The sequence below is a fragment of the Halobellus captivus genome (assembly GCF_007655485.1).
Lineage (GTDB): Archaea > Halobacteriota > Halobacteria > Halobacteriales > Haloferacaceae > Haloquadratum > Haloquadratum captivum.
Window position 1 is genome coordinate 369,183 of the sequence record NZ_VJXQ01000002.1, and the last position, 22,586, is coordinate 391,768.

Here is a 22,586-nt window from a genome sequence, read left to right on the forward strand (position 1 = left end):
CGTACGGGACGCCGTTCAGGAGGTGATGGAGCGTCGTGCGGAATTGCCCCCTGACCGTAGCGTAACCCCGGCAACCTGCTCACTCCGGGAGAACCTCGTCAAGGCGATCGAGATACGCCTCCCTGGGGAGCTGATACGCGGATCGGTAGTCGATCTCGCCGTCGGCGAACCGGGCCGCGAGGTCGTTCGCGCCCGCGACGGCGGTCGCGCGGCTCTCGTATGATTCGACGACGACTTCCACATCGGGTTCGAGCGTGAGCGCGACGTGCCAGGTATCGGTCGGAATCTGAGACGCGCCGGGCCGGTTCGCCCGCGAGCGGTTCGAGACGAGGATCGTCGGAATGCACGCCGCGGGGAGGTCGTTACTCTCGTTGAACACGTCGGGGCGGAACACGAGAATTCGCCTTCCGCGCGGCTCGTCGTTCCAGAGCGACCAGCCACCGGGAGGTTCGGACTCGGTCATCGTCGGCTCGCTGGCGCTGGGAGCGCCGGGAGGTCGGCTGTTGAGGGGTCAGCTGTCGAGGGGTCGGCTGTCGGGGACTCCGCTGCCGGTCGCCACCCGTTCGACCGCGACCACGAGGCCACTTCCATAGCGCGCCTTCGGTCGTCCAGCTACAAATAGTCGGGATATCCGGTCCGATCGCCGCATTAGCACCCGTACATACCCACTACGTGTCTCGACAAATCCGAAGGAAGGCTTATGTGTGTTGATCACTCACACACTTTCAGTCTCGGTCAACCAGATCGAGCGACCGCCCGCACACGTATCGCCAGCCGAATCCCGACGTTCTGTCGTTCTGTCGCCGCCCTGTCGCTGTCGCCCCCGCGATGTCCCGTTGCGCGTGTGTTGAATGGTATGTGTAGTCATACCACTGATGCGGGTGGACGAGCATCCACCACGGCTCGCGCCAGACGCGCGACGGCCGTATCGCTCCCCGAGACGGACAAACAATGAACGGTGACAGAAAAACCCTCGAAACCCTGAGTCGAGCCTACAAGGACTCGGTGCCCGAAGACCTCCGCGAAGCCAAGCGGTTCAGTTGGTACCTCGACGCGGTGTACGACGACCCGCGGATCGCCCGGAACGCCCACCAGCGCGTGGCCGATATGTTCGATCACTACGGCACCGCCTACGACGAGCAGGCGGGCGTCGTCGAGTATCGGATGGCCTCGGAAGATCCGCTTCACGACGGCGAAAACACGTTTTACGGCCGAGAGGTCCACGAATCCATCCACGAGTTCGTGAACAAGGTGAAGTCGGGCGCGCGCGGGCTCGGCCCCCAGAAGCGAATCAAACTCCTCCTCGGTCCGGTCGGATCGGGGAAGTCGCACTTCGACTGGATGGTCAGACGCTACTTCGAGGACTACACGGCGACGGACGCCGGGAGGATGTACACGTTCCGCTGGACGAACCTCTCTGACGTCATCCGCGATCAGGACCCCGAGGACGACGTCGTGGTCTCGCCGATGAACCAGGACCCGCTCGTTCTGCTCCCGCAAGCGCAGCGCGACGAGGTGATCGAGCGACTGAACGGGGCGCTCGATGCGCCCTACACCATCCGGAACGACCAGACGCTCGATCCGGCCTCGGAGTTCTACCTCGACGCGCTGTTGGCCCACTACGACGACGACCTCCAGCGGGTCGTGGAGAACCACGTCGAGATCGTCCGCCTCGTCGCCAGCGAGAACAAGCGGCAGTGCGTCGAGACGTTCGAGCCGAAGGACAAGAAGAACCAGGACGAGACCGAACTCACCGGCGACGTCAACTACTCGAAGCTGGCGATCTACGGCGAGTCCGACCCGCGCGCGTTCGACTACTCAGGCGCGTTCTGCAACGCGAATCGCGGGCTCTTCTCCGGAGAGGAGCTGCTGAAGCTCCAGCGGGAGTTCCTCTACGACTTCCTGCACGCGTCCCAAGAGCAGACGATCAAGCCGAAGAACAACCCCAGAATCGACATCGACCAGGTGATCGTCGGGCGGACGAACATGCCCGAATATCGAGAAAAGAAGGGCGATGAGAAGATGGAGGCGTTCAACGATCGGACCAAGCGGATCGACTTCCCGTACGTCTTAGAGTACGACGAGGAGGCCGAAATCTACCGGAAGATGCTCCGAAACGCCGACGTGCCGGATATGCACATCGAGCCGCACACGCTGGAGATGGCGGGGCTGTTCGGCGTCCTCACCCGGATCACCGAACCCGACGAGTCCGTCTCCCTCGTCCAGAAGGCCAAGGCGTATAACGGGGAAATCGACGACGGCGACGACATCGACGTCCGAAAGCTCCGCGAGAACGGCGAGGCAAGCGCCGACATCGGCGAAGGGATGGACGGCGTCTCCGCGCGGTTCATCGGCGACGAGATCGCCGAGGCGATTATGGACTCGACACACCGCGGTCGCTCCTACCTCTCGTCGCTGTCGGTGTTCTCCCACTTCGAGGCCAACCTGGAGAACCACGGCTCGATCCCGGAGGACAACCTCGACCGCTATCACCGCTACCTCGAACTCGTCCGCGAGGAGTACAGGGCGCGGGCCATCGAGGACGTTCGCCACGCGCTCGCCTACGACGTCGACGAGATCCGGCGGCAGGGCGAGAAGTACATGGACCACGTGATGGCGTACATCGACGACGCCACGGTGGAGGACGAACTCACCGGCCGCGAGCAGGAGCCCGACGAGACGTTCCTCAGGTCGGTCGAGGAGAAACTCGAAATCCCCGAAGACCGCAAGGACGACTTCCGGCAGGAGGTGTCGAACTGGGTGTCGCGACGCGCCCGCGACGGCACCTCCTTCAACCCACAGGACAACGACCGCCTCCGCCGCGCCTTAGAGCGGAAGCTCTGGGAGGACAAGAAGCACAACATCAACTTCTCGGCGCTGGTGAGCGCGAACGAGCTCGACGACGACGAGCGAAGCGCGTGGATCGATGCGCTCATCGACCGGGGCTACTCCCAGTCGGGCGCCCGCGAGGTGCTCGAATTCGCGGGCGCGGAGGTCGCAAAGAGCGAACTCGAGGAGTGAGTATGACCGCCGCACACACACCCGGAAACGGCGCCGGTCCGACGCGGAATTACGTCGAGGTCGCCGACGACCACCTCCGCGGCACCTACGAGGAGCCGATGAGTCTCAGCGCCTACGTCGACGCCGCGTTCGAGCGGCCGTCGATCGCCGCGCACGCCTCGAAGTACCTGCTCGACGCGATCGAGTCGATGGGGACGCGAGCGGTGTTAGAAGAGGGCGAGACGCGCGAGCGCTACCGCTTCTTCGACGACCCGGCGAACCACGGTGAGCACGCCGTGCTGGGGAACACGGCGGTCCTGAACCGGTTCGTCGACGACCTCCGGACGATCGCGGCCGAGCGCGGCAAGTCCGAGAAGATCCTCTGGTTCGACGGGCCCACCGCGACCGGGAAATCGGAGCTGAAACGGTGTCTCATCAACGGCCTGCGCGCGTACTCGAAGACGGACGACGGGCGGCGCTACACGGTGGAGTGGAACGTCGCCGCCACGAGCGACACCCGCGGACTCTCCTACGGCGGCGAGACGACGGGGACGGAACGGGCGGCCGACTGGTACGAGAGCCCGGTGCAGGCGCATCCGCTTTCGGTCTTCCCCCCGGACGTCAGGGCGGAGCTGTTGGCCGCGCTGAACGACGCGTCGGACGGACACGTTCCCATCGCCGTCGATCAGGAACTGGATCCGTTCTCCCGGGAGGCCTACGAGCACCTCGAAGAGCGGTATCGGCGAGACGGCACCGGCGAGTTGTTCTCGGCGGTGACCGACCCTGCGCACCTCCGCGTGAAGAACTACGTCGTCGACGTCGGACGCGGGATCGGCGTGCTCCACTCGGAGGACGACGGAACGCCCAAAGAGCGCCTCGTGGGGTCGTGGATGCCGGGAATGCTCCGCGAACTCGACTCGCGCGGCCGGAAGAACCCGCAGGCGTTCAGCTACGACGGCGTGCTCTCGCAGGGCAACGGCCTCCTGACCATCGTCGAGGACGCCTCCCAGCACGCCGATCTGCTCCAGAAGCTCCTGAACGTCCCAGACGAGGGGCGCGTGAAGCTGGATAAGGGAATCGGAATGGACGTCGACACCCAGTTGCTCATCATCTCGAACCCCGACCTCGACGCCGAACTCGACAAGTTCGCCGAGCGCGAGGGGCGCGATCCGCTGAAGGCGCTCAAGCGCCGCCTCGACAAACACGAGTTCCGGTATCTCACCACCGTCTCGCTCGAGGCGGAGCTGATCCGCCGCGAACTCACCGACGAAACGCGCGTCTGGGACGTCGAAGACGAGGAGGCGCTGCGCGAGCGGGTCCGCGCCCCGCTCGCCATCGACGTACGCAACGGCCCCGGCGCGATCCAGCGTCGGGAACTCGCACCGCACGCCATCGCGGCCGCAGCGATGTACAGCGTGCTCACCCGGCTGGACGGCGAGGACGTCCCCGCCGGGTACGACCTGCTCGATAAGGCGCGGCTCTTCGACGTGGGCTATCTCGACGAGGAGGGCGATCGTACGGAGATCGACGCCTTCGGCTTCGACAGGGAGAAGGAGGGCGTCCACGGGATTCCGGTGACGTTCACCCGCGACGTCATCGCAGAGCTGCTGCACGAGGAGGCGGATCGGCGGCACCCCGAGTTGCCCGTCGAGTTGGTGGTGCTCCCCGAGGACATCCTCGATGCGATGGTCGAGGGGCTGCACGACGCGCCCGTGTTCTCCCGCGCCGAACGCGCCGAGTACGAAGGGCGGGCGGAACTGGCCAGGGAGTACGTCCGCGACAGACGTGAGGCCGACGTGCTGGCGGCGTTGCTCGCGGGTCACTCCGTCGAGCGCGAGACCGTCGCCGAGTACGTCGAACACGTCTACGCGTGGGACGGCGACGAACAGGTCGAGACCGAACGCGGCCCGGTCGATCCCGACCCGCTGCGGATGAAACTCTTCGAAACCGAACAGCTCGGCCGGTTCGACGAGGACGACTACCTCGGGAGCGCGCCCACCGAGACGGTGAAGCGCTTCCGTCGCGAGAAGATCATCACCTCGTTGAATCGCTACGCGTGGCAGAACCGCGACGAGGGGTTCGCCGTCGACGACGTCGACCTCTCGAAAATACCGGTCATCCAGTCGGTGCTGGACGCCCACGGATGGGCCGACGTCCGACGCCGCTACGAGGACTTCGACCCCGCCCAGTGGAACGATCCCCCGGCGAACACCGAGACGAGTCGGTTGAAGGCGGAAACGATCGACGAGCTCGTCGCCCGCGGCTACACGGAGGCGTCGGCGGAGCTGACGAGCCGCGCCGTGATGCGGGAGGTGCGAGAGCGATGGGACTGAGAGAGGACCTCGAACGGTTCAGGGAAGTCGGCGAGGAGCGCCGCGAGGACCTGCAATCGTTCATCAGCTACGGCGACCTCAGCGGCTCCGAATCGGACACGATTAAGATCCCGATCAAGGTCATCGACCTCCCCGAGTTCCGATACGACCGGCTCGACCGCGGCGGCGTCGGGCAGGGACGGGGCGGCACGCCGGACGTCGGCCAGCCGGTGGGACAACCGCAGCCACAGCCCGGCGACGGCGATGGCGACGAAGACGGCGAGGACGGCGAACCCGGGGAGGACGGCGGCGAGCACGAGTACTACGAGATGGATCCCGAGGAGTTCGCCGAGGAGCTCGACGAGGAGCTCGGCCTCGACCTCGAACCGAAGGGGAAGAAGGTGATCGAGGAGGTCGAAGGCGACTTCACCGACGTCACCCGAACGGGACCGAACAGCACGCTCGACTTCGAGCGACTGTTCAAACAGGGCCTCAAGCGGAAGCTCGCAACCGACTTCGACGAGGACTTCGTTCGCGAGGCGATGAAAGTCGCCGGAGCGACCCCCCAATCGGTCTACCGCTGGTGCCGAGAAGCGCACATCCTCGTCTCACTGGCGTGGATCGAGTCCGAGTGGGACGCGATTCCGGAGCGCGAGCGCGGGAAGTGGCACTCCTTCGAGGAGATGGCGACGGAGGTCGATCGGACGACCACCATCCAGCGCATCCGCCGCGACGGGTTGCGCGAGGTCCCGTTCCGCCGCGATGACGAGCGCTACCGACACCCCGAGATCGAGGAGAAGAAACAGAAGAACGTCGTTGTCGTCAACATCCGCGACGTCTCGGGCTCGATGCGCGAGACGAAGCGCGAGCTCGTCGAGCGGACGTTCACGCCGCTGGATTGGTACCTGCAGGGCAAGTACGACAACGCCGAGTTCGTCTACATCGCCCACGACGCCGACGCGTGGGAGGTCGAGCGCGAGGAGTTCTTTGGGATCCGCTCGGGCGGTGGAACGCGCATCTCCAGCGCCTACGAGCTCGCGCGCGAGGTGCTGAACGAACAGTACCCGTTCGACGAGTGGAACCGCTACGTGTTCGCCGCCGGAGATTCCGAGAACTCCTCGAACGACACCACAGAGCGAGTGATCCCACTGATGCGAGAGATCCCCGCCAACCGCCACGCCTACGTCGAGACGCAGCCCGGCGGAACCGCGATAAACGCGACGCACGCCGAGGAGGTCGCCCGCGCCTTTTCGGACGACGACGACGTCGTCGTCGCGTCGGTCAAGGCGCGGGAGGACGTCACCGGCGCGATCTACGAGATCCTGCAACCGGCGTCGTCGAAGGGCGCGGCGGCGCCGAAGAGCACCGCGAGACCGGCATCGGAGACATAACCGAATGACCACCAGATTACGACGCTTCAACGACACCGCGCGCGCCGCGGCCGATCGACTCGAGGAACCGGTTCGAGAGGCTCGCGCGCTCGCCCTGAAACTCGGACTCGATCCCTACCCGGTGAACTATTGGATCGTCGACCACGACGAGATGAATCAGCTCATCGCCTACGGCGGCTTCCAGCGACGCTACCCCCACTGGCGCTGGGGGATGACGTACGACCGCCAGCGCAAGCAGGACCAGTTCGGGATGGGCAAGGCCTTCGAGATCGTCAACAACGACGATCCGAGCCACGCGTTCCTCCAGGAATCGAACTCGCTGGCCGACCAGAAGGCCGTCATCACGCACGTCGAGGCCCACGCGGACTTCTTCCGCAACAACGAGTGGTTCGGTCGGTTCGCGGGCGACGACGACCTCGACGCCGCCGCGATGCTCGAACGACACGGCGAGACGATCCAGCGCTACGTCGCCGATCCCGAGATCGACCAGGACGCGGTCGAACGCTTCGTCGACGCCGTCGCGTGCCTCGAAGACACGATCGACCAACACCGGCCGCTCGCGGCCGACCGCGACGCCGAGCGGAGACCACCCGAAGACCTGCGTGACAAACTCGACGAACTCAGGCTCTCCGAATCGGTTCGCGAGGCGGTGTTCGACGACGAGTGGCTCGATGCCCTCGCCGACGCTGAAGCGAGCGCTGCGGCGCTCGATCACCCACGCGCCGATATCCTCGGATTCCTCCGCGAGCACGGGATGGTCTACGACGATGAGTCGGGCGAGGCTGTCGATATGGAGCCGTGGCAGAAGGACGTCCTCGACCTGCTCCGCCGGGAGGCGTACTACTTCGCTCCGCAGAAGATGACGAAGGTGATGAACGAGGGTTGGGCCGCCTACTGGGAGTCGCTGATGATGGGCGAGGAGCGCTTCGCCGACGTTGAGGAGTTCGTCACCTACGCCGATCACCAGTCCCGCGTGCTGGGTTCGCCCGGGCTCAATCCCTACAAACTCGGAAAGGAGCTGTGGGAGTACGTCGAGAACACGACCAACCGGCGAGAGGTAGTCGAGAGACTCCTGCGCGTCGAGGGGATAACGTGGCGGAACTTCCACGACGCCGTCGACTTCGCGGCGGTCCAGCGACTTCTCGAACCGGCGGAGCCGATCGAGAGCGTCGGCAGCGACACCCTCGAAGCGCTCGCGGCGCTCCCCGAGGACGACCCGCGCGTCGACTGGGAAACGCTGGACCGCGCGCTGACAGATCCCGACGCGGTCGACGTCGAGCGGTACCCGTGGAAGGTGCTCACCTACGAGGGCCTCGCCGAGCGGCACTTCTCGCTCGTGAAGCCGCAAAATCGAGGGTTCCTCGGACGCGTCCGACGCGCGGAACTCGAAGAGCTCTCCAGATACATCTTCGACGAGACGGCGTACGGGAGCGTCGAGACGGCGATCGCCGACGTCGAAAAGACCGCGGGCTGGGATCGAATGCGGTCGATCCGGGAGAGCCACAACGACGTGACGTTCGTCGACGCGTTCCTCTCGCCGGAATTCGTCGAGTCGAACAACTACTTCACCTACGAGTACACCCGCTCGACGGGTGATTTCCGCGTCGCGTCGACCGATCCCGCGGACGTCAAGAAGAAGTTGCTCCTGCGGTTCACGAACTTCGGCAAGCCGACGGTCGCCGTCTTCGACGACAACTTCGAGAACCGCGGCGAGTTGCTGTTGGGACACCGATACAACGGGATCATCCTCGACATCCAGCAGGCGCGCGACGTCCTCGAACGCGTCCACGCGCTGTGGGGGCGGCCGGTGAACCTGATGACGATTCGAAAGGAGTACGACGACCACGACATCGAAGTGGCCAGGCGTCGCAACCGCGAACCGGAACCGACCGAGGTCGGCGTTCGGATCCGCTACGACGGCGACGCCTTCGAGGAGTTCGGGCTGGACGCCGAGTTGGAAACGCGGATCCAGGCGTCCGACATCGACTACGACACGAAGCCTGAGGAGTGGCTGTCGTAGCCGAAAAGTGGGTATCGCCTCCGACGAGTGACTGTCGTATTCGGGAGGTGGCTCCCCGCAGCCCACACTACCCGCTGATCGTCGCTGAAACAACTACTCGCCGATCGTCGCTGAAACAACTACCCGCCGGTGACCGGCGGGAACATCGCGAGTTCGTCACCGTCTTCGAGCTTCGAATCGGGCGAGGCGGGCGTCCCGTTCTGCATCAGATTGACGTCGTCGGCGAGCGCGCCGTCGTCCAGAATGCGGTCGTCGAGTCCGTCACACGCCGCGACCAACGCGTCGAGCGCGTCGCCGACCGTCCCGTCGGGGTCGACGTCGACGCTGTGTTCTCGTCCGCCCGCGATCTCTGCGAGGTCGGCAAAGAGCCGCCAAGTGACCGTGTGCATACCTCCTCTCGCGCCCGCGGCGAGTTGAGCGTTACGCCGCGAGTCCGATAGTGACCGGTGTCAGTCGTCAGTCAGTGTCGCCTTCCCCGCGTATCGTCAATCGGCGTTGCGTTCTCCGTCGGCCATCGGTTCTGTGCCGCCCGTCGGGTCCGCGTCGCCCGCCGGGTCTGCGCCACCATCTGCTGTCGCGGCCGCGCTCGCGAGTCCGGCGATCTCGCGGAGCCGTTCGGGCCGAGCGACGACGTAGAGCGTGTCCCCGACCGCCAGTTCTCGGCCCCGTGCGGGGATCGGCTCGGTGACGCCGCTGGCGTCGTGGACGGCGACGACGGTCGCGTCGACGGAGCCGAGCGTGGCCCCGTCGAGAGCGCTGTCCGACGCGACGGTGACGACATCCATCGTCTCGTCGGCCGCGCGCAGGAGGGCGGTGAACTCCCGCTCCGCACCGGGGTCAGTCGGGAGTGTGATGAGCCGATAGGTGTCGTCGGGGTCGAGCGCCGCGGCGTCGGCCTCGTCGAGGATCACCGTCGCGACGTCCTCCGTCGACGCGCGGAGCTCGCCGCTCGCGATTCGAGTCGCCGTCCCGGTGCCGTCCGCGCCATCCGATCTCCGCCAGAGCTGTATCGCGTCGCCAGCCGACGCGCCCGCGCCGGGATCCGCGCGGACGGCGACGGCGGCGAATCCAGGCGCGAGCGTCGTTCCAAGCCCGGCCGCGCGCCGCCCGAGTCCGAGCCGCGTCACGGTCCCGTCGTCGTCGAGTTCGAGATCGACGTAGCCGACGCCGTAGTCTTCCTTGATACGCGTGATGATCCGGGCTCTGAGGGCGTCGCCGCGGAGGTTTCGGGGCACCAGCAACGTCTTGCCCGCCAACTCCGCTTTCGTCGCGGTCGGGACCGGTTCGTAGCCCTCGATGTCGTCGACGTCGTCGGCTTCCTCGGGGAGTTTGACGGCGCGAACCCGACCGACGTTGCTGACCAGTCGGCTAACCTCCGTGTCGAGTTCGCGCGCGCCGATGACGGCGAACGCGCTCGTGGCGATTCGGTCGCCGACGGCGCGCCCGGCCGGGGAGACCGCGATCGCCGCACCCAGTGTCGCCCCGTTGATGAGCACGGTCATCGGATCGAAGATATCCGCAGGGTTCGAGCCGACGGCCTGTTGGAACAGCCCGACGGCGTTGAGGTACAACGCGACACCGGACGCGCCGACGAGCGTCGCGAGCCACGCCGGAATCTCCTCGCGGGTGTACCACCGATAAACGATCGCCGCGAGCGCCGCGACGAGCGCGGCCGTCAGGCCGAGTCCGACTACCTGCGTCACCGCGCCGACGAACGTCGGATCGCCCGCGAGTCCGGTCTCGACCTGGATGGGCGAGATGGACGACATCGCGGGTGCGACCTCGATCACGCGACCACCCCCCCAAACGCGTCGAGATCCGGCTTGCCGCCCACGACGAGGAGGTCGTCGCCAGCGGTGACCTGTTGTGTCCCCCGCGGCACGATCGACCACGAACCGTCGCTCCTGATCGCGAGGACCACCACCCCGTAGGCGTCGCGAACCGCGAGGTCACCGAGCGTCGTTCCCGCGAGTTCGCTCCCGGAGCCGACGGTGAACCGTCGAAACCGCTTTCCGGTCCGGCGTAGCAGCCCCACCAGTTCGAACTCCCGTCGGCTGCCGCGGGACTTGACGATCAGCCGGACGTCGTCGGCACCGACGAGCGTCTGGGCCGACTGGCGATTCAAGGCGATCGTGACGCGTGCGCGTCCACCGGCCGCGCTCTGTGCAGTCGCGTCGATCCCCGGCGAGTCGTCCGCGGCGGCGTCCTCACCGCCGTCGCTTTCGGCCACCGGCTGCTCGTCCGCGACCGTCTGCGCGTCGTCCGATTCGGTGTCGACGACGCCGAGCAGCCGCGCGTCGAACCGCCGCCCGTCGGCGATGACGGTCACGTCGTCCCCCCGTGCTGCACCGGTCGGGACCAGCGCCTCGACGGAGACGGCCCGTTCGCCGGGGCGGAGGTGTTTCGAGAGTCCGCTGGTCGGCGGAGCCGCGGCGATCGTCGCGCGGGCCCGTTCGTCGATACTCGCGGACACCTCGAGGAGGTCGTACTCGGTCCGGAGTGCGGCCTCGATCCGCGACTCCAGTTCGACGAGCGGGAGATCCGCGGGAAACGTCCACGTCTCAGTATGGATTGACTCGCGGAGGGCGGACGGGAGCGGCGGATACCCTTCGATGTCGCCGACGTCGCCGACGACGCTGATCTCTACCTGCCCGCGGCCGCCGACGAGTTCCACAACGTCGGCCGAGAGCGTCCGCTTCGTGAGTTCGCGGAGGCTGATGCGCTTCGGGAGCGCCGCGCCCATCTTATCGCCCTGGCCGTGTGCGTAGAGCGTCCCCATCAGCACGACGAGGAGGGCGATCGTGAGCCGTAACTGATTCGCGGAACCAGTGAGCGAGGGGTCAGCGAGGGCGAGGAGTCCGCCGTTCAGCCCGGCGATCGTGACGCCGAGCGCGACGACACCGAGTCCGGGAATGGTGATTCCGGTGAAGTACTTGAATCCGAACCCGAGCAGCCACGCGATGAGCGCCGGAACGAGCCCTGTCAGCACACCGAGATAGAGACCGTAGAGGATTTCAACGGGGAGCGTTGCCATCGACGGCTACTCTCACGCGGAGGCTAAACACCTGTCGCTGTCAGCGCGCTGGTAGTGCGTATCGGAACTGTTCAGCGGTCTCGCCGCAGTATCCGGTGAGAGATTTACCAAGACGCAGGGGGTCAAAGGTTGACAGTCGTGAGGTATTCGGCCTGCAACCGACGGTGGTTTGGGTAGGAGTTGTCGGATTCACGCCCGCGGTAAACGGTGGGATTCTCGCCTTGAAAAAGGATGTGGCAGTCTGCACATATGTAAGCGGCGGGGTTCCCGAGATGCGCCGTCAGGACTCGCGCCACTTGTGGCCGCACTCGACGCAGGTGAACAGCCGAACCTCGTAGGAGCCGCCCGGCTTCGGCATCATCTCGTAGTAGGCTCGGTCGCTGTCGCAGTCATCCGCCGGACAGGGCTCCTGCATCGTCTCGGTGGTGCCCTGGGTCGCGTCGGCCACGGCGGGTGCTCCGTCGTCCCGCTGTACATCCCGGGTCGCCATCGCCGTTTCTGCTTGCGAGTCCCGCGGCTCTTCGTTCGCACAGGAGCGACACACCCACGTGTCACCCGCTGTGTGCATCATCGAACCACACTCAACACAGAATTGCATATAACGGAGGAATACATCGTTGTCGGATATATGTGTTAACTTCCGACCCATCGTGGAGTTCACGCAACTGCTCATACTGACTGACTTGAGTGATCTACTAATCTTGATTCCACGTCTATTTCGTCGAATCAACCGAGAGAAGGAACTTGCTTATTGAACACCTGATTCACTATTTTCAACGCGAAGCAAACGAAGTCGGTATGCTGAACTCACGCTCTGTATTCAGCACGGCTCCTAAAACACATCACCGCATAAGGTTTCAACAAGGCCGAATACTTCTATGAGAAATTCTGGTTTAGACAGTTCTGCAATGATCTTATAAGAAAGAGCAGGAGAGATGTAATTGTATGGTCGTTGATCTCATTAGGGTTTTCTCAGGAACCCGCTCAGAGACGGTTTTCTTACCACCTGCCTTACTCGGATATATCTCTTATTTAAAACAGGATTGGCAGATGTTTCTTGTCACAGCAACAGTGGTCGTTGCCGCTGCTGTGATACACGATATAGCAGAAGAAATCGAAAATACCGATGGCGATGACGAGACAGTCAAATTCGAGATAAGCTCGCATTGGGTGCCTCAAACAGCTATCCGAGTCTCTCTAGTAATATACGGAATCTCAAGTATCGCTCTTGTCCCTGTTCTAGTCGTGTATGAGTTTTATCAAACATATAATCTCTATCTCGGTATTGGAATTTTCTTGTATCTCATTTTGGGAGTAAAGCTCCTGAGGCCTGTTAAGCGGTATCGTGTGTTAGAGTGACTGAACTGACCGATCTGCACTACTTTTTCCGACTAAAATTCACAGAATCAGGCGTAGAATTGGTATTGCATATTCCTCGTAGAGGCACTGTCAACTGTTGGAACACTAACAACCCGCGTAGCTATCGGCGCGAGAATCAAAAAATTCGTCTGTGAGTTTACGCAGACGGTTGTTGAGCTGGCTTCTGATCGACTAACTCAACCTCGGTCAAATCGGGACGGTTCTTTAAACCAGCCTCCGTCATTATCTCACGCATTTCCTCGGATTCGAAGAAAGCACGAGGGTCTTTGTTCTCGTCCCATTCGAAGAGGACGACCACATCGTTTGGGTTATCCACTGACTGGAAGACCTGATAGCCACGTTCTCCATGTTCAGTGCGGTATGGCTCATTATCGTGGAACGCCGATTTCCACTTCTCGAAGTCCTCTACAGGAGATTTACCGATCAGGTACGTCATTTTCTACACCAACAATAATGTAGGATTTGAGCGTGTATAAAGATAGCGTGACCGACAATAGCGAAGGCATCTCTCGGAGGATGTAGCTTCTGGTCTGACCGGTAGATGATCTCCTGTATTGACCGATTCAATAATCTTGATTCCACTCCCCTTTGGTAAATCATCTGATAGAACTGACCTGCGTACTGATAGTCGATAATTGCTCAAACGTTTACTTGAGCTTCGAGAACCCCTTTCCGTGACCGTAATGACGGTACTGTATGCAAGACTTTCTGCTGTCTCGTCGACACCTACTCGCAAGCGGACTGGCTGTCGGGATCACTGCCTCCGCAGGGTGCCTCGAGTTCGGCAACAACACTCCGAGAGGGGATACCGGGATGGAGCTTACGCTTTCGCTCACCCGAGTCGACGAACCACTCCGTAACAGGTATGTCCACGGACGCGGGGACCCCGACGACCGCTGGGACGAGCAGGCGCTGGAGGCCGCCCTGAACGACGAGCAGTACACGACCCAACTTCGGAGACCGTTTTTCGCACGTCCCGAGGATCCTGCCTATGCCGTCCACGAGGGGATCTACTATCAGCTGAACTCGGTCATCGTCGACGAAATCACCGAGACCTATCCCGTGCTCCGACTGTTTGAATCCGAGGGTTCGACAGCTACACCCGTCGACGGGGGCGAAAACGGAGATCTCCCAGAATCCGATCACCGTGCTGTGCATATCGCACATATGGCCGCGCGAGCCCGGGGGAACGAGGGCGGCTACCCGTCGGGGCTGGTCCAGCGTGGTGGGTACGTGTATCGAAGCGAGGCGGCCCGCGATGAGAGCGATCTCCTCGCCGAGGGTGATCCCGACCACGTCACCTACCGGGAGACCACCTACGAGGTTGAGATTACCCACGAACAGTTCTACGAGGCAGTCTACCGACCGACAGCCGAACCGGTTACCGAAGATCCCGACCGAATGGAGACGATTCTTAGGGCCACGCTCGTCGGCGCGCGAACCTCGCAGGATGACCTCTCGTCGGAGGTTCAGCGAATAATCACCGAAGCGGAGACCGACGGTTACAGTGAGACTCACCCGTTCTCGGAGGCCTACGAGGAACTTCTGCGCGCGATGGACAAACGCCCCTACATCGACGGGAACATCCGGAAAGACGCTGGTGTCCGTACAAACGAAAAAGAAATGATCCAGTACGGAGACACGTATTACGAGTATTATCTCCGGCTCAATGGTGGCTCAGACGGGTGATTCGGAATCGGGGATTCGCGCCCGCGAATCAACCCGAATCTGAAACAGCGTTCCTGACAGGTACTGGAAATAGCGCTTTCCAGTGTGTGATGTCACTTCTCTGTCTTGAACGAGTCCTCTGTAGGTGTGGGAAGTCTTCTATGGTACCTCAATACGGTCTACCAAGACGGCGAGACACACGAGGAACCCTCACCGCTCGCGGTCGATGCCGACAACGCCTCCGGGCGATAGGTCTCGCGGCCCCGCGTGTCCCGCTGGCGCTCGGAGGTCGTCCCTGCGAACCGCGCACTGGAGCGCCAACTCGGCGACGTTGCCCCCGCACTCGGCAGTCCGCCGGATTCTGGTGAGGCTGCGCACGAGCGCGACGTCGGGGTCGGCGCTCGTCAACAGTTTCCGGTCACTCGTTTCGAGCGACTCGCGGAGCCGGTCGCGGTCGATCAGCACGCGCCGGGCGGTCTCGGCTGCGAGGTCGCCGACGATGATGCCGACCGCGTCCGAGACGATCCCCCTGGATATCGACGCGAGCGTCTCGATACGCGTTCGGTCCCGCGTCGGGGAGGTGCGCTCGGACGATGACGGAGGCGATTCCGAGACCGAGGGCGCACGCTCCGTGGTCGAGCGCCTGCTATCGGACGCCGCGGCGATCGCCGCAATGGCCTCGGCGTGATCGGCGACGCGTTCGAGCTCGCGAGCTGTCAACCACAGTTCGTACAGCTCCGATCGCGTGACGCCGAGCGCGTCCGTCTCGTCGAGACGGGCCAGTCCGCGGACGAACGACCGCTCGATCAACGCGTACAGTCGGTCAGCCTGCTCGTCGCGTCCGGTCAACCGCTCCGGCGACGCATCGCCAAGCAGAGCGTCGGTCGCGTCCCGGTGCATCGACAGCGCGACGTAGTTGAGTTGCCGGAGCGATTGGCGAACCGAGACCTCCCGCGGGTCGAGCGAGGTCCGCACGACGATCGACGCGTCGGACTCCTCGACGATCGAAACGCCCGTGAGGTTTCGAGCAGTCCGTTCGGCCGCCCGTCGCTGCTCGCTCGCGAAGGTCGTCTCCGAATCGAGCGCCACTTCGGTCGCGCCCGCCGCATAGGCCGCACGCAGTGCCTGCTCGATCCAGGCCGGGTTCTCCTCGGAGACGGGAATCGTGACCTGTCCAAGAGAGCCGTCGTCGACCTGCCGAGTCTGCACCATCAGCACGCCGTCGATGCGGGTGTGGAGGTTGACGACGTCGCCCGCTTCGACGCCCTCCGAATCCGCCCACGCCCGCGGCAGCGACACGGTGTAGGTACCTCCACCGACGGACTGGATCTTACGCGTCTCCATCGGTCATCCAAACTTCCCGGTGATGTAGTCTTCGACCCGGTCGCTCTCGGGGTTCTCGAAGATCTGATCTGTGTCGCCGTACTCAACCAGTTCCCCGCCGGTGAGAAAGACCGCCGTGCGGTCGGAGATTCGCGCGGCCTGCTGCATATTGTGCGTCACGATGACGACGGTGTAGTCCTCGGCGAGTTCCTCGATGAGGTCCTCGATCTTCGAGGTCGCGATCGGGTCCAGCGCCGAGGCGGGTTCGTCCATCAGGATGATGTCGGGATCGACCGCGATCGCGCGGGCGGTGCAGAGGCGCTGCTGTTGCCCGCCGGAGAGATCCAGCGCGCTCTTGTCGAGATCCCCCTCGACTTCGTCCCAGAGCGCGGCTCGTTTGAGCGCGCGCTCGACCCGCTCGTCCAGGTTCTCGGTGTCGTCCTGGGTTCGAAGCCCGTAGGCGACGTTGTCGAAGATGCTCTTCGGGAACGGGTTGGGCTGTTGGAACACCATCCCGATACGGCGTCGCAGGGCGACCGGATCGACGTCGTCGTCGTAGATGTTCGTCCCCTCGAACTCGACGCGTCCGTCGACGCGGGCGGACTGGATGAGGTCGTTCATCCGGTTGAAACACCGGAGGAACGTCGACTTCCCGCAGCCGGACGGACCGATGATCGCGGTGACCCGTTCGGAGCGGATTTCGATAGAGACGTCCCTGAGTGCGCGCTCGTCGCCGTAGTACACGTCGAGGTCGCGAGCGCTGATGATTCCGTTCGTCGACTCCGCCGCGGTCGATCCGCCCGCCGACTGTCGCTCCGAGGAAGGGTGGGACGCCGACGAGTCGCCCGCGTTTGATTCCGTCGTTGGCGTCTCGGCCACGGACGACTCAACCGCGGCTGCTGTCGGCTGTTCGGCGGCGGTTTCGGCATCCAGCCCTCTAGCTGTCGAGTGAGCCGTGCTGGCGTTTTCGGGCGATGCACCGGGTCGATCGAAGTCGTTTTCTACCATTTGTCAATCACTTCGCTGATATCTGTTCCGAATGAGGATCGCCGTCCCGTTCATCAGCAGGAGAACGAGAAGCAGCGTGACGACGCCTGCAGCGAGCACGCCGAAGCGGAAGTCCGGGTCGAACTCCGAGGACCACGCGAAGATCTGACGCGGCATCGCGCTGAACTTGTCGAAGAAGCCGTTCGGTGCGAGGCGAACGGAGGCCGCAGCGCCGATCATTAAGAGCGGCGCGGTCTCGCCGATCGCGCGCCCGAGGGCGAGAATCGTCCCGGTGAGGATGCCCGGAAGCGCGCGCGGCAGAACGACGTTCCGAGTCGTTTGCCACTTCGTCGCGCCCATCCCGTAGGACGCACGACGGAGCGAGTCCGGGACCGCGCGGACCGCCTCCTGTGCGGAGATGATGACGATCGGCAGGATCAACAGCCCCACCGTCAGCCCGCCCACGATGACGATTCCGGAATCGAGACCGATGCCTTTGACGAACAGACCAAGCCCGAGCAGCCCGTACACGACCGACGGCACACCGGCGAGATTGCCGATGTTGATCTCGATGAGTTCGACGAGTCGGCCGCGGGCACCCGTTTTCGGCGCGTACTCCTCGAGGTAGATCGCAGCACCGACGCCGATCGGAAACACGAGCGTGATGATGACGACGAGCATCAGTACCGACCCAACGAGCGGTGGATAGATGCCCGCGTCCTCGGGCGTGATCGACGTCGGACTGGTCAGGAAGTCCCAGCCGATCCACGAGGACGGCCCCGCGAGACCGAAGGCGTTCGTGAGTGCCGTTCCGAGGACGAGACCCGCTCCGAGGACGATCGGAAACGCGACGCCCAAGACGCCGGTGCGGCGGCGAACCACGCCTTCCAGATAGACACCGGTCGGTAGGACAGCGGTCGTCGCCAACAGCACCCAGTGTTGGGGGGCCAACCCGAACAGCGGTGCCACAAGCGAACCGACTGCAACGAGTCCGACGGATCCGACGACCACCTCTCGAACCCCGCGGCCGTCTCCGCGGCGCGCTGCGACCTGTCGGCCGAAGAGGGTCGCCACCGGAAGCGTCACCGCAGCGACGAGCAGAACCCACCCCGGAACCGCGGTGAGCAGCGGGCGGAGGACGTCCCCGACGCTCGGGAGCAGCGAGGGGGTGGCCGCGTCGATCGTCACAATCTCGGTGGTCGTCAGCGGCGAGGAGAACGTACGTTGGATGTTCATCGCCGGAATCCCCGTGATTGCGAGCAGTGGGGCCAGGACGATCACGAACAGCCGCTCGACCGCGGCGTTCGGGCGCGTCAGTTGGTGCAGTCTGACGACGGCGGCCGCACAGACGAGGCCGACGACGAGCCCGAACCAGTCCGCCGGGGTGAGAAGTTCGATGAACAGGACGACCAACCCGGAACCAGCGACGAGTCCGACGATCGGAATCCCCGTGCTCGCGATCGCGACCTCGCCCGCGGGTTCGTCCGAGGTATAGTACGTGGCCAACAGGACCAGTGCCGGAAGGACGACCGTGGTCGCGTACACTAGGTGCCACAGGGGATCCGCGCTGAACGGTCGGATCGCGTCGTTGAACACGTACGCGAGGAGCGCCGTCACCATCACGAGGCCGAACACCGTCGCCCCGAGGGTGAGCCACTCGAAGACGCGACCGCGAATCCGACTCACGCCCGAGTCACCGGCGAATCCCTGTCCGGATCCCGCTGACTGCTCCTGCGCCATCAGTTGTACTCCTCCCGATACCGCTCGGCGATCCAGTTGCTGAGGTAGTTCATCGCGAAGGTGATCGCAAACAGCGTCAGTCCGAGCGCGAACATACTCTTGTACGTCGGCGAGGCGGCCCCGACGTCGCTCGTCACGGCCTGGACCATCGCCGAAGTCATCGTCTGTCCGGACTCCTGTAAGCTCGATAACGGCGCGCTCAGGTCGAACATCCGCGGCCGGAGGCCCATCGCCATCACCACGACCATCGTCTCGCCGATGGCCCGCGAGAGCGCGAGGATGAACGACGCGAATATCCCGGAGATGGCGGCGGGGACGACGATTCCGGTCGAGACCTGAAACTTCGTCGCTCCCAGAGTGAAGCCACCCTCGCGCAACGACGCCGGGACGGCGCTCATCGCGTCCTCGCTGAGACTCGACACCATCGGGATGATCATCACGCCGACCATAACCGACGCGCTCAGGACGTTGAACGTCCCGAGATCGATGCCGAGCGTGCGCAGAAACGGCGTCAGGTAGATCAGCGCCAAGTAGCCGTACACGACCGTCGGAATGCCCGCGAGGATCTCCAATGCCGGTTTCAGGACTGACCGCGCGCGAGCGCTCGCGTACTCGCTCAGATAGATCGCCGCGAGCACGCCGACGGGGATCGCGACCAGTCCGGCGACGACCGTGACGAGAAGCGTCCCGGTCACGAGCGGCAGGACGCCGAACTGGCCTCTGTCGGTAATCCACGTCGTCCCGGTGAAGAAGTCGACGGGATCGACCATCTCGAAGAACTGTACGGCGTCGAACGCGAGCGCGAAGATGATGCTCCCGGTGACGACGACCGTCACGGACGCACAGAGCAGTAACAGGTGCCGGTACAGTCGCTCTCGGACGACTCTGCGTTGCTCACCACCGGTGAGCTGTAACTTCGCTGGTTCGTTACTCATTGGAGAGAATTTCGATCCGCGAATACACTCGATTTAGCCGTTGTAGACGTCGTTCAGTGCATTCAGATTCTCATCGCGCATCTCGACACTCGACGGAACGTATCCGATCTCCTGGACCATATCCGTCTCGGCGTTCTCGAGGTAGAAGTTGAGGAACTCGTACACTTCCTCGCGCTGAATCGCGGCCTCGGACCCGTAGATGAACAGCGGGCGGGCCATCGGGTAGGTACCGTCCTTGGCGGCCGAGAGGCTGGGTGCACCCGGTTCGTCGCCCTCCTCTGCCGCCACGCTGATCGCCTTGACGGCGTCGGAGTTCTCGTTGTAGTAGGCGTAACCGAAGTACCCCATCGCGTACTCGGAGTCCTGAATCCCCTGAACGATGAGGTTGTCCTCCTCCGTGGGTTCGTGCTGTGCGGTGTGGTTGTAGTCCTCGCCGATCACGTTCGCGTTGAACCAGTCGTACGTCCCCGAGGTCGACGCGGGACCGAACAGCTCGAACTCCTCGTCGGGCCACTCGTCGCGGACGTCGGACCACATCTCCGCGCCGTCTTCGCGCCAGATCTGGGACATCTCATCGAACGTCATACTGTCGACCCAGTCAGCGTCGTTGTTGACCGCCATCGTGAGCGCGTCACTGGCGATGTGGAACTCGATCGGTTCGACGTCGTTGCCCGTACAGTGCTCGACCTCTTCGTCCTTGATCGCTCGGGAGGCACCGTTGATGTCGGCGTTTCCGGGACAGAAGTGGTTCTCGAAGCCGCCGCCGCTCCCGGTCGAGTCGACGGTGACGTTGACCTCCGGGTACTGCTCCATAAACCGCTCGGCCATCGCGTTGGTGACCGGGTAGACGGTACTGCTCCCGGAGTTGACGACCTCTCCCGAGAGGCCCCCGCTGCTGTCTCCGGAGCTGTCTCCGGAGCTGTCTCCGGAGCTGCTCCCGCCAGAGCTTCCGCCGCTGCCTCCGCCGCTTCCGTCCCCGCTTCCGTCTCCGCTGCTCCCGCCGGTGCTCGAACTACACCCGGCGAGTGCGGCCGCTCCCGCCACGCCCGAGGACAGGAGGAATTTGCGCCGTGATACGATGGACCGACTGTCTGCGTCTTGCGCCATCACCTGTATCGGGGCGAGAAGATACTAAAGCGGTTTATAATAGGAGTATAGGACCGCTCGTGGCGGTATTGAGTGACTGGTGGTGTTCTGACCGCTACGCAGTCCACCGGACCACTATATAGTGCACCCACCCGCTCCCACGTTTATTCGCACCCGACAGCCTCGATCCGAGCGACGGTAGCTACATCTCGGTCCACGAACGGCGGTAGCTACGCCTCGATCCACGAACGGCGATGACACCGTCCCGCTTTCCGGTCGGTGGTGGCAACGGCTTCCGAGGGACGGAGTCGGATCTTCCGAGGGCGACAACCAAGTGCGAGATAATTAAGTTGGTGACGCGGAAGGGTGAGGTATGGGGATTTCGCGGGATTGGGTCGGGGCACGCGCATCGGTCGTGCTGACGCTGCTCGTCGGCGTGCTGTCGGTCGTGACCGGCATCGCGAACATCGGCGTCGGCGGCGCGGCCGATTTCCACCTGGTCGGCGTCCTCGTCCCGGGCGTGGTCCGACAAATCACCGCGTTCACCGGGACGTTGACCGGGTTCGTGCTCCTCATCTGCGCGTTCGGCCTTCAGCGTCGCCTCCGTGCAGCCTGGTATGCGGCGGTCGTGCTGTTCCCGGTGACGGCCGCACAGGGCGTGCTGCAGACCTCTCAGCTGTCGATCCCGTTGATCGCGCTCTCGGCGCTCGCGCTGTTGATCGTCGGGATGAACGTCCGGGCGTTCGACCGCGATATCTCGCTCACGACGACGCAGATCGCGTCGTTGTCGGCGCTCGCGGGCGCACAGGCGTACGGCACGGTCGGGGCGTTCGCCCTCCGAGAGGAGTTCGGCAACGACGTCAACACGCTGCTGGATGCGTTTTACTTCTCGCTGGTCACCGGAAGCACCGTCGGATACGGCGACATCACCCCGGAATCGGCGGTTGGGAAACTGTTCGCGCTGTCGGTGCTTCTCGTTACGGTCTCGTCGTTCGCGGTCGTCCTCGGGGTCGTGTTTACGCCGCTCATCGAAGCGCGGTTTTCAAAGGCACTCGGACGTATGACAGAAGAACAACTCGACGTACTGGATAACCACGTCCTCGTACTCGGATTCGGGGACCTGACGGAACCGATTCTCGAAGAACTCGCGCCGAAAGCGAACGTACTCGTCGTCGTCGACGATGAGGAGCGCGCCAGACGCCTCACGGAGCGCGGATACACGGTCCTCACCGACGATCCGAGCGACGAGGAGGCGCAGCGCCGCGGCAAGGTCGACGTCGCGAAAGCCGTCATCGCGGCGACCAACAACGACGCGGAGGACGCGCTCACGATCCTCACGGCCAGACAGCTGAATCCCGAGGTGACGATCGTCGCCGCGGCGACGCAACGGGAAAACATCGACAAGCTGAAACGCGCCGGTGCGGACACAGTCATCAGTCCGGCGGCGCTCGGGGCGCACTTCCTGGCCGAGTCCGCCCTCGGCGGCGAGGGTGCCGAAGCGCTTGAAGCCCGGCTACTCGGCGAGGACGGCGACACCGATATGGAGGCCGCGGTGGCGGCGGTCGAGGAGATGAACGAGACGGCGAGCGGGGACCCATCGCCGGGGGGTGACCGCGACGAGGAACGCGGCGGTTTCGAGTTCGACGGGGAGGACTCGGCGTCCGACGGGCGAAGCAGCTAACGAGAACCCCTATCCGGCAGTCCGGCGCG

The 22,586-nt window shown here is 64.0% G+C and carries 18 protein-coding genes; 7 read left to right on the top strand and 11 right to left on the bottom strand.

Features of this window, described 5'->3' with window-relative positions:
• Positions 1 to 79: 79 nt before the first annotated feature.
• Positions 80 to 463, bottom strand: coding sequence for a DUF5820 family protein (locus FJT57_RS07245; protein ID WP_144903572.1), 384 nt, complete (start codon positions 461 to 463; stop codon positions 80 to 82).
• Positions 464 to 951: 488 nt separating this feature from the next.
• On the opposite strand from FJT57_RS07245, the gene FJT57_RS07250 reads away from it, so the two are divergent.
• From FJT57_RS07250 to FJT57_RS07265, 4 genes are read left to right on the top strand one after another with little or no spacing between them, the layout of a single operon-like run.
• Positions 952 to 3,021 (top strand): PrkA family serine protein kinase, encoded by a 2,070-nt coding sequence (locus FJT57_RS07250; RefSeq protein ID WP_144903575.1) that lies wholly within the window; start codon positions 952 to 954, stop codon positions 3,019 to 3,021.
• 2 nt (positions 3,022 to 3,023) lie between these two features.
• On the top strand, positions 3,024 to 5,333 hold the full coding sequence (locus FJT57_RS07255) for a PrkA family serine protein kinase (protein WP_144903578.1): 2,310 nt from the start codon (positions 3,024 to 3,026) through the stop codon (positions 5,331 to 5,333).
• Positions 5,324 to 6,703: a DUF444 family protein gene (locus FJT57_RS07260; protein WP_144903581.1), complete on the top strand. Its 1,380-nt coding sequence runs from the start codon at positions 5,324 to 5,326 to the stop codon at positions 6,701 to 6,703. Before FJT57_RS07255 ends, FJT57_RS07260 begins: the two co-directional genes overlap by 10 nt.
• Before the next feature lie 4 nt (positions 6,704 to 6,707).
• On the top strand, positions 6,708 to 8,723 hold the full coding sequence (locus FJT57_RS07265; protein ID WP_144903583.1) for a SpoVR family protein: 2,016 nt from the start codon (positions 6,708 to 6,710) through the stop codon (positions 8,721 to 8,723).
• Positions 8,724 to 8,842: 119 nt separating this feature from the next.
• Here FJT57_RS07265 and FJT57_RS07270 read toward each other — a convergent pair whose 3' ends face one another.
• From FJT57_RS07270 to FJT57_RS07285, 4 genes are all read right to left on the bottom strand, one after another.
• Positions 8,843 to 9,112, bottom strand: a complete 270-nt coding sequence (locus FJT57_RS07270; RefSeq protein WP_144903586.1) for a ubiquitin-like small modifier protein 1 — start codon at positions 9,110 to 9,112, stop codon at positions 8,843 to 8,845.
• Between the two features lie 96 nt (positions 9,113 to 9,208).
• Positions 9,209 to 10,492, bottom strand: coding sequence for a TrkA C-terminal domain-containing protein (locus FJT57_RS07275; protein ID WP_144903589.1), 1,284 nt, complete (start codon positions 10,490 to 10,492; stop codon positions 9,209 to 9,211).
• A gap of 17 nt (positions 10,493 to 10,509) precedes the next feature.
• On the bottom strand, positions 10,510 to 11,757 hold the full coding sequence (locus FJT57_RS07280; protein ID WP_144903592.1) for a potassium channel family protein: 1,248 nt from the start codon (positions 11,755 to 11,757) through the stop codon (positions 10,510 to 10,512).
• 280 nt (positions 11,758 to 12,037) lie between these two features.
• Entirely contained in the window at positions 12,038 to 12,355 is a 318-nt protein-coding gene (locus FJT57_RS07285) for an RPA12/RPB9/RPC11 RNA polymerase family protein (RefSeq protein ID WP_144903596.1), read from the bottom strand.
• A gap of 347 nt (positions 12,356 to 12,702) precedes the next feature.
• On the opposite strand from FJT57_RS07285, the gene FJT57_RS07290 reads away from it, so the two are divergent.
• The gene (locus tag FJT57_RS07290) at positions 12,703 to 13,116 is read left to right on the top strand and encodes a hypothetical protein (protein WP_144903599.1); all 414 of its coding nucleotides are present in this window, start codon (positions 12,703 to 12,705) and stop codon (positions 13,114 to 13,116) included.
• 157 nt (positions 13,117 to 13,273) lie between these two features.
• On the opposite strand, the gene FJT57_RS07295 is transcribed toward FJT57_RS07290, so the two are convergent.
• Positions 13,274 to 13,573 (bottom strand): antibiotic biosynthesis monooxygenase, encoded by a 300-nt coding sequence (locus FJT57_RS07295; RefSeq protein ID WP_144903601.1) that lies wholly within the window; start codon positions 13,571 to 13,573, stop codon positions 13,274 to 13,276.
• A gap of 260 nt (positions 13,574 to 13,833) precedes the next feature.
• Between FJT57_RS07295 and FJT57_RS07300 the strand changes: the two genes are divergently transcribed.
• Complete coding sequence (locus tag FJT57_RS07300) at positions 13,834 to 14,826, top strand: hypothetical protein (RefSeq protein WP_144903604.1); 993 nt, start codon at positions 13,834 to 13,836, stop codon at positions 14,824 to 14,826.
• Between the two features lie 189 nt (positions 14,827 to 15,015).
• On the opposite strand, the gene FJT57_RS07305 is transcribed toward FJT57_RS07300, so the two are convergent.
• The 5 genes from FJT57_RS07305 to FJT57_RS07325 are packed head-to-tail and all read right to left on the bottom strand — an operon-like array spanning position 15,016 to position 20,897.
• Positions 15,016 to 16,149: an AbrB/MazE/SpoVT family DNA-binding domain-containing protein gene (locus FJT57_RS07305; RefSeq protein ID WP_144903607.1), complete on the bottom strand. Its 1,134-nt coding sequence runs from the start codon at positions 16,147 to 16,149 to the stop codon at positions 15,016 to 15,018.
• Positions 16,150 to 16,152: 3 nt separating this feature from the next.
• Complete coding sequence (gene pstB / locus FJT57_RS07310; RefSeq protein WP_203229121.1) at positions 16,153 to 17,136, bottom strand: phosphate ABC transporter ATP-binding protein PstB; 984 nt, start codon at positions 17,134 to 17,136, stop codon at positions 16,153 to 16,155.
• A gap of 3 nt (positions 17,137 to 17,139) precedes the next feature.
• The gene (gene pstA, locus FJT57_RS07315) at positions 17,140 to 18,855 is read right to left on the bottom strand and encodes a phosphate ABC transporter permease PstA (protein WP_144903609.1); all 1,716 of its coding nucleotides are present in this window, start codon (positions 18,853 to 18,855) and stop codon (positions 17,140 to 17,142) included.
• Positions 18,855 to 19,790 carry a phosphate ABC transporter permease subunit PstC gene (gene pstC / locus FJT57_RS07320; protein WP_144903612.1) on the bottom strand — a complete coding sequence of 312 codons (936 nt, stop codon included), beginning with the start codon at positions 19,788 to 19,790 and terminating at the stop codon, positions 18,855 to 18,857. Before pstC ends, pstA begins: the two co-directional genes overlap by 1 nt.
• Before the next feature lie 33 nt (positions 19,791 to 19,823).
• Positions 19,824 to 20,897, bottom strand: a complete 1,074-nt coding sequence (locus tag FJT57_RS07325) for a PstS family phosphate ABC transporter substrate-binding protein (protein WP_144903614.1) — start codon at positions 20,895 to 20,897, stop codon at positions 19,824 to 19,826.
• 352 nt (positions 20,898 to 21,249) lie between these two features.
• Here FJT57_RS07325 and FJT57_RS07330 point away from each other — a divergent pair, with 352 nt between their 5' ends.
• Positions 21,250 to 22,557: an NAD-binding protein gene (locus tag FJT57_RS07330; protein ID WP_144903617.1), complete on the top strand. Its 1,308-nt coding sequence runs from the start codon at positions 21,250 to 21,252 to the stop codon at positions 22,555 to 22,557.
• Positions 22,558 to 22,586 lie beyond the last annotated feature (29 nt).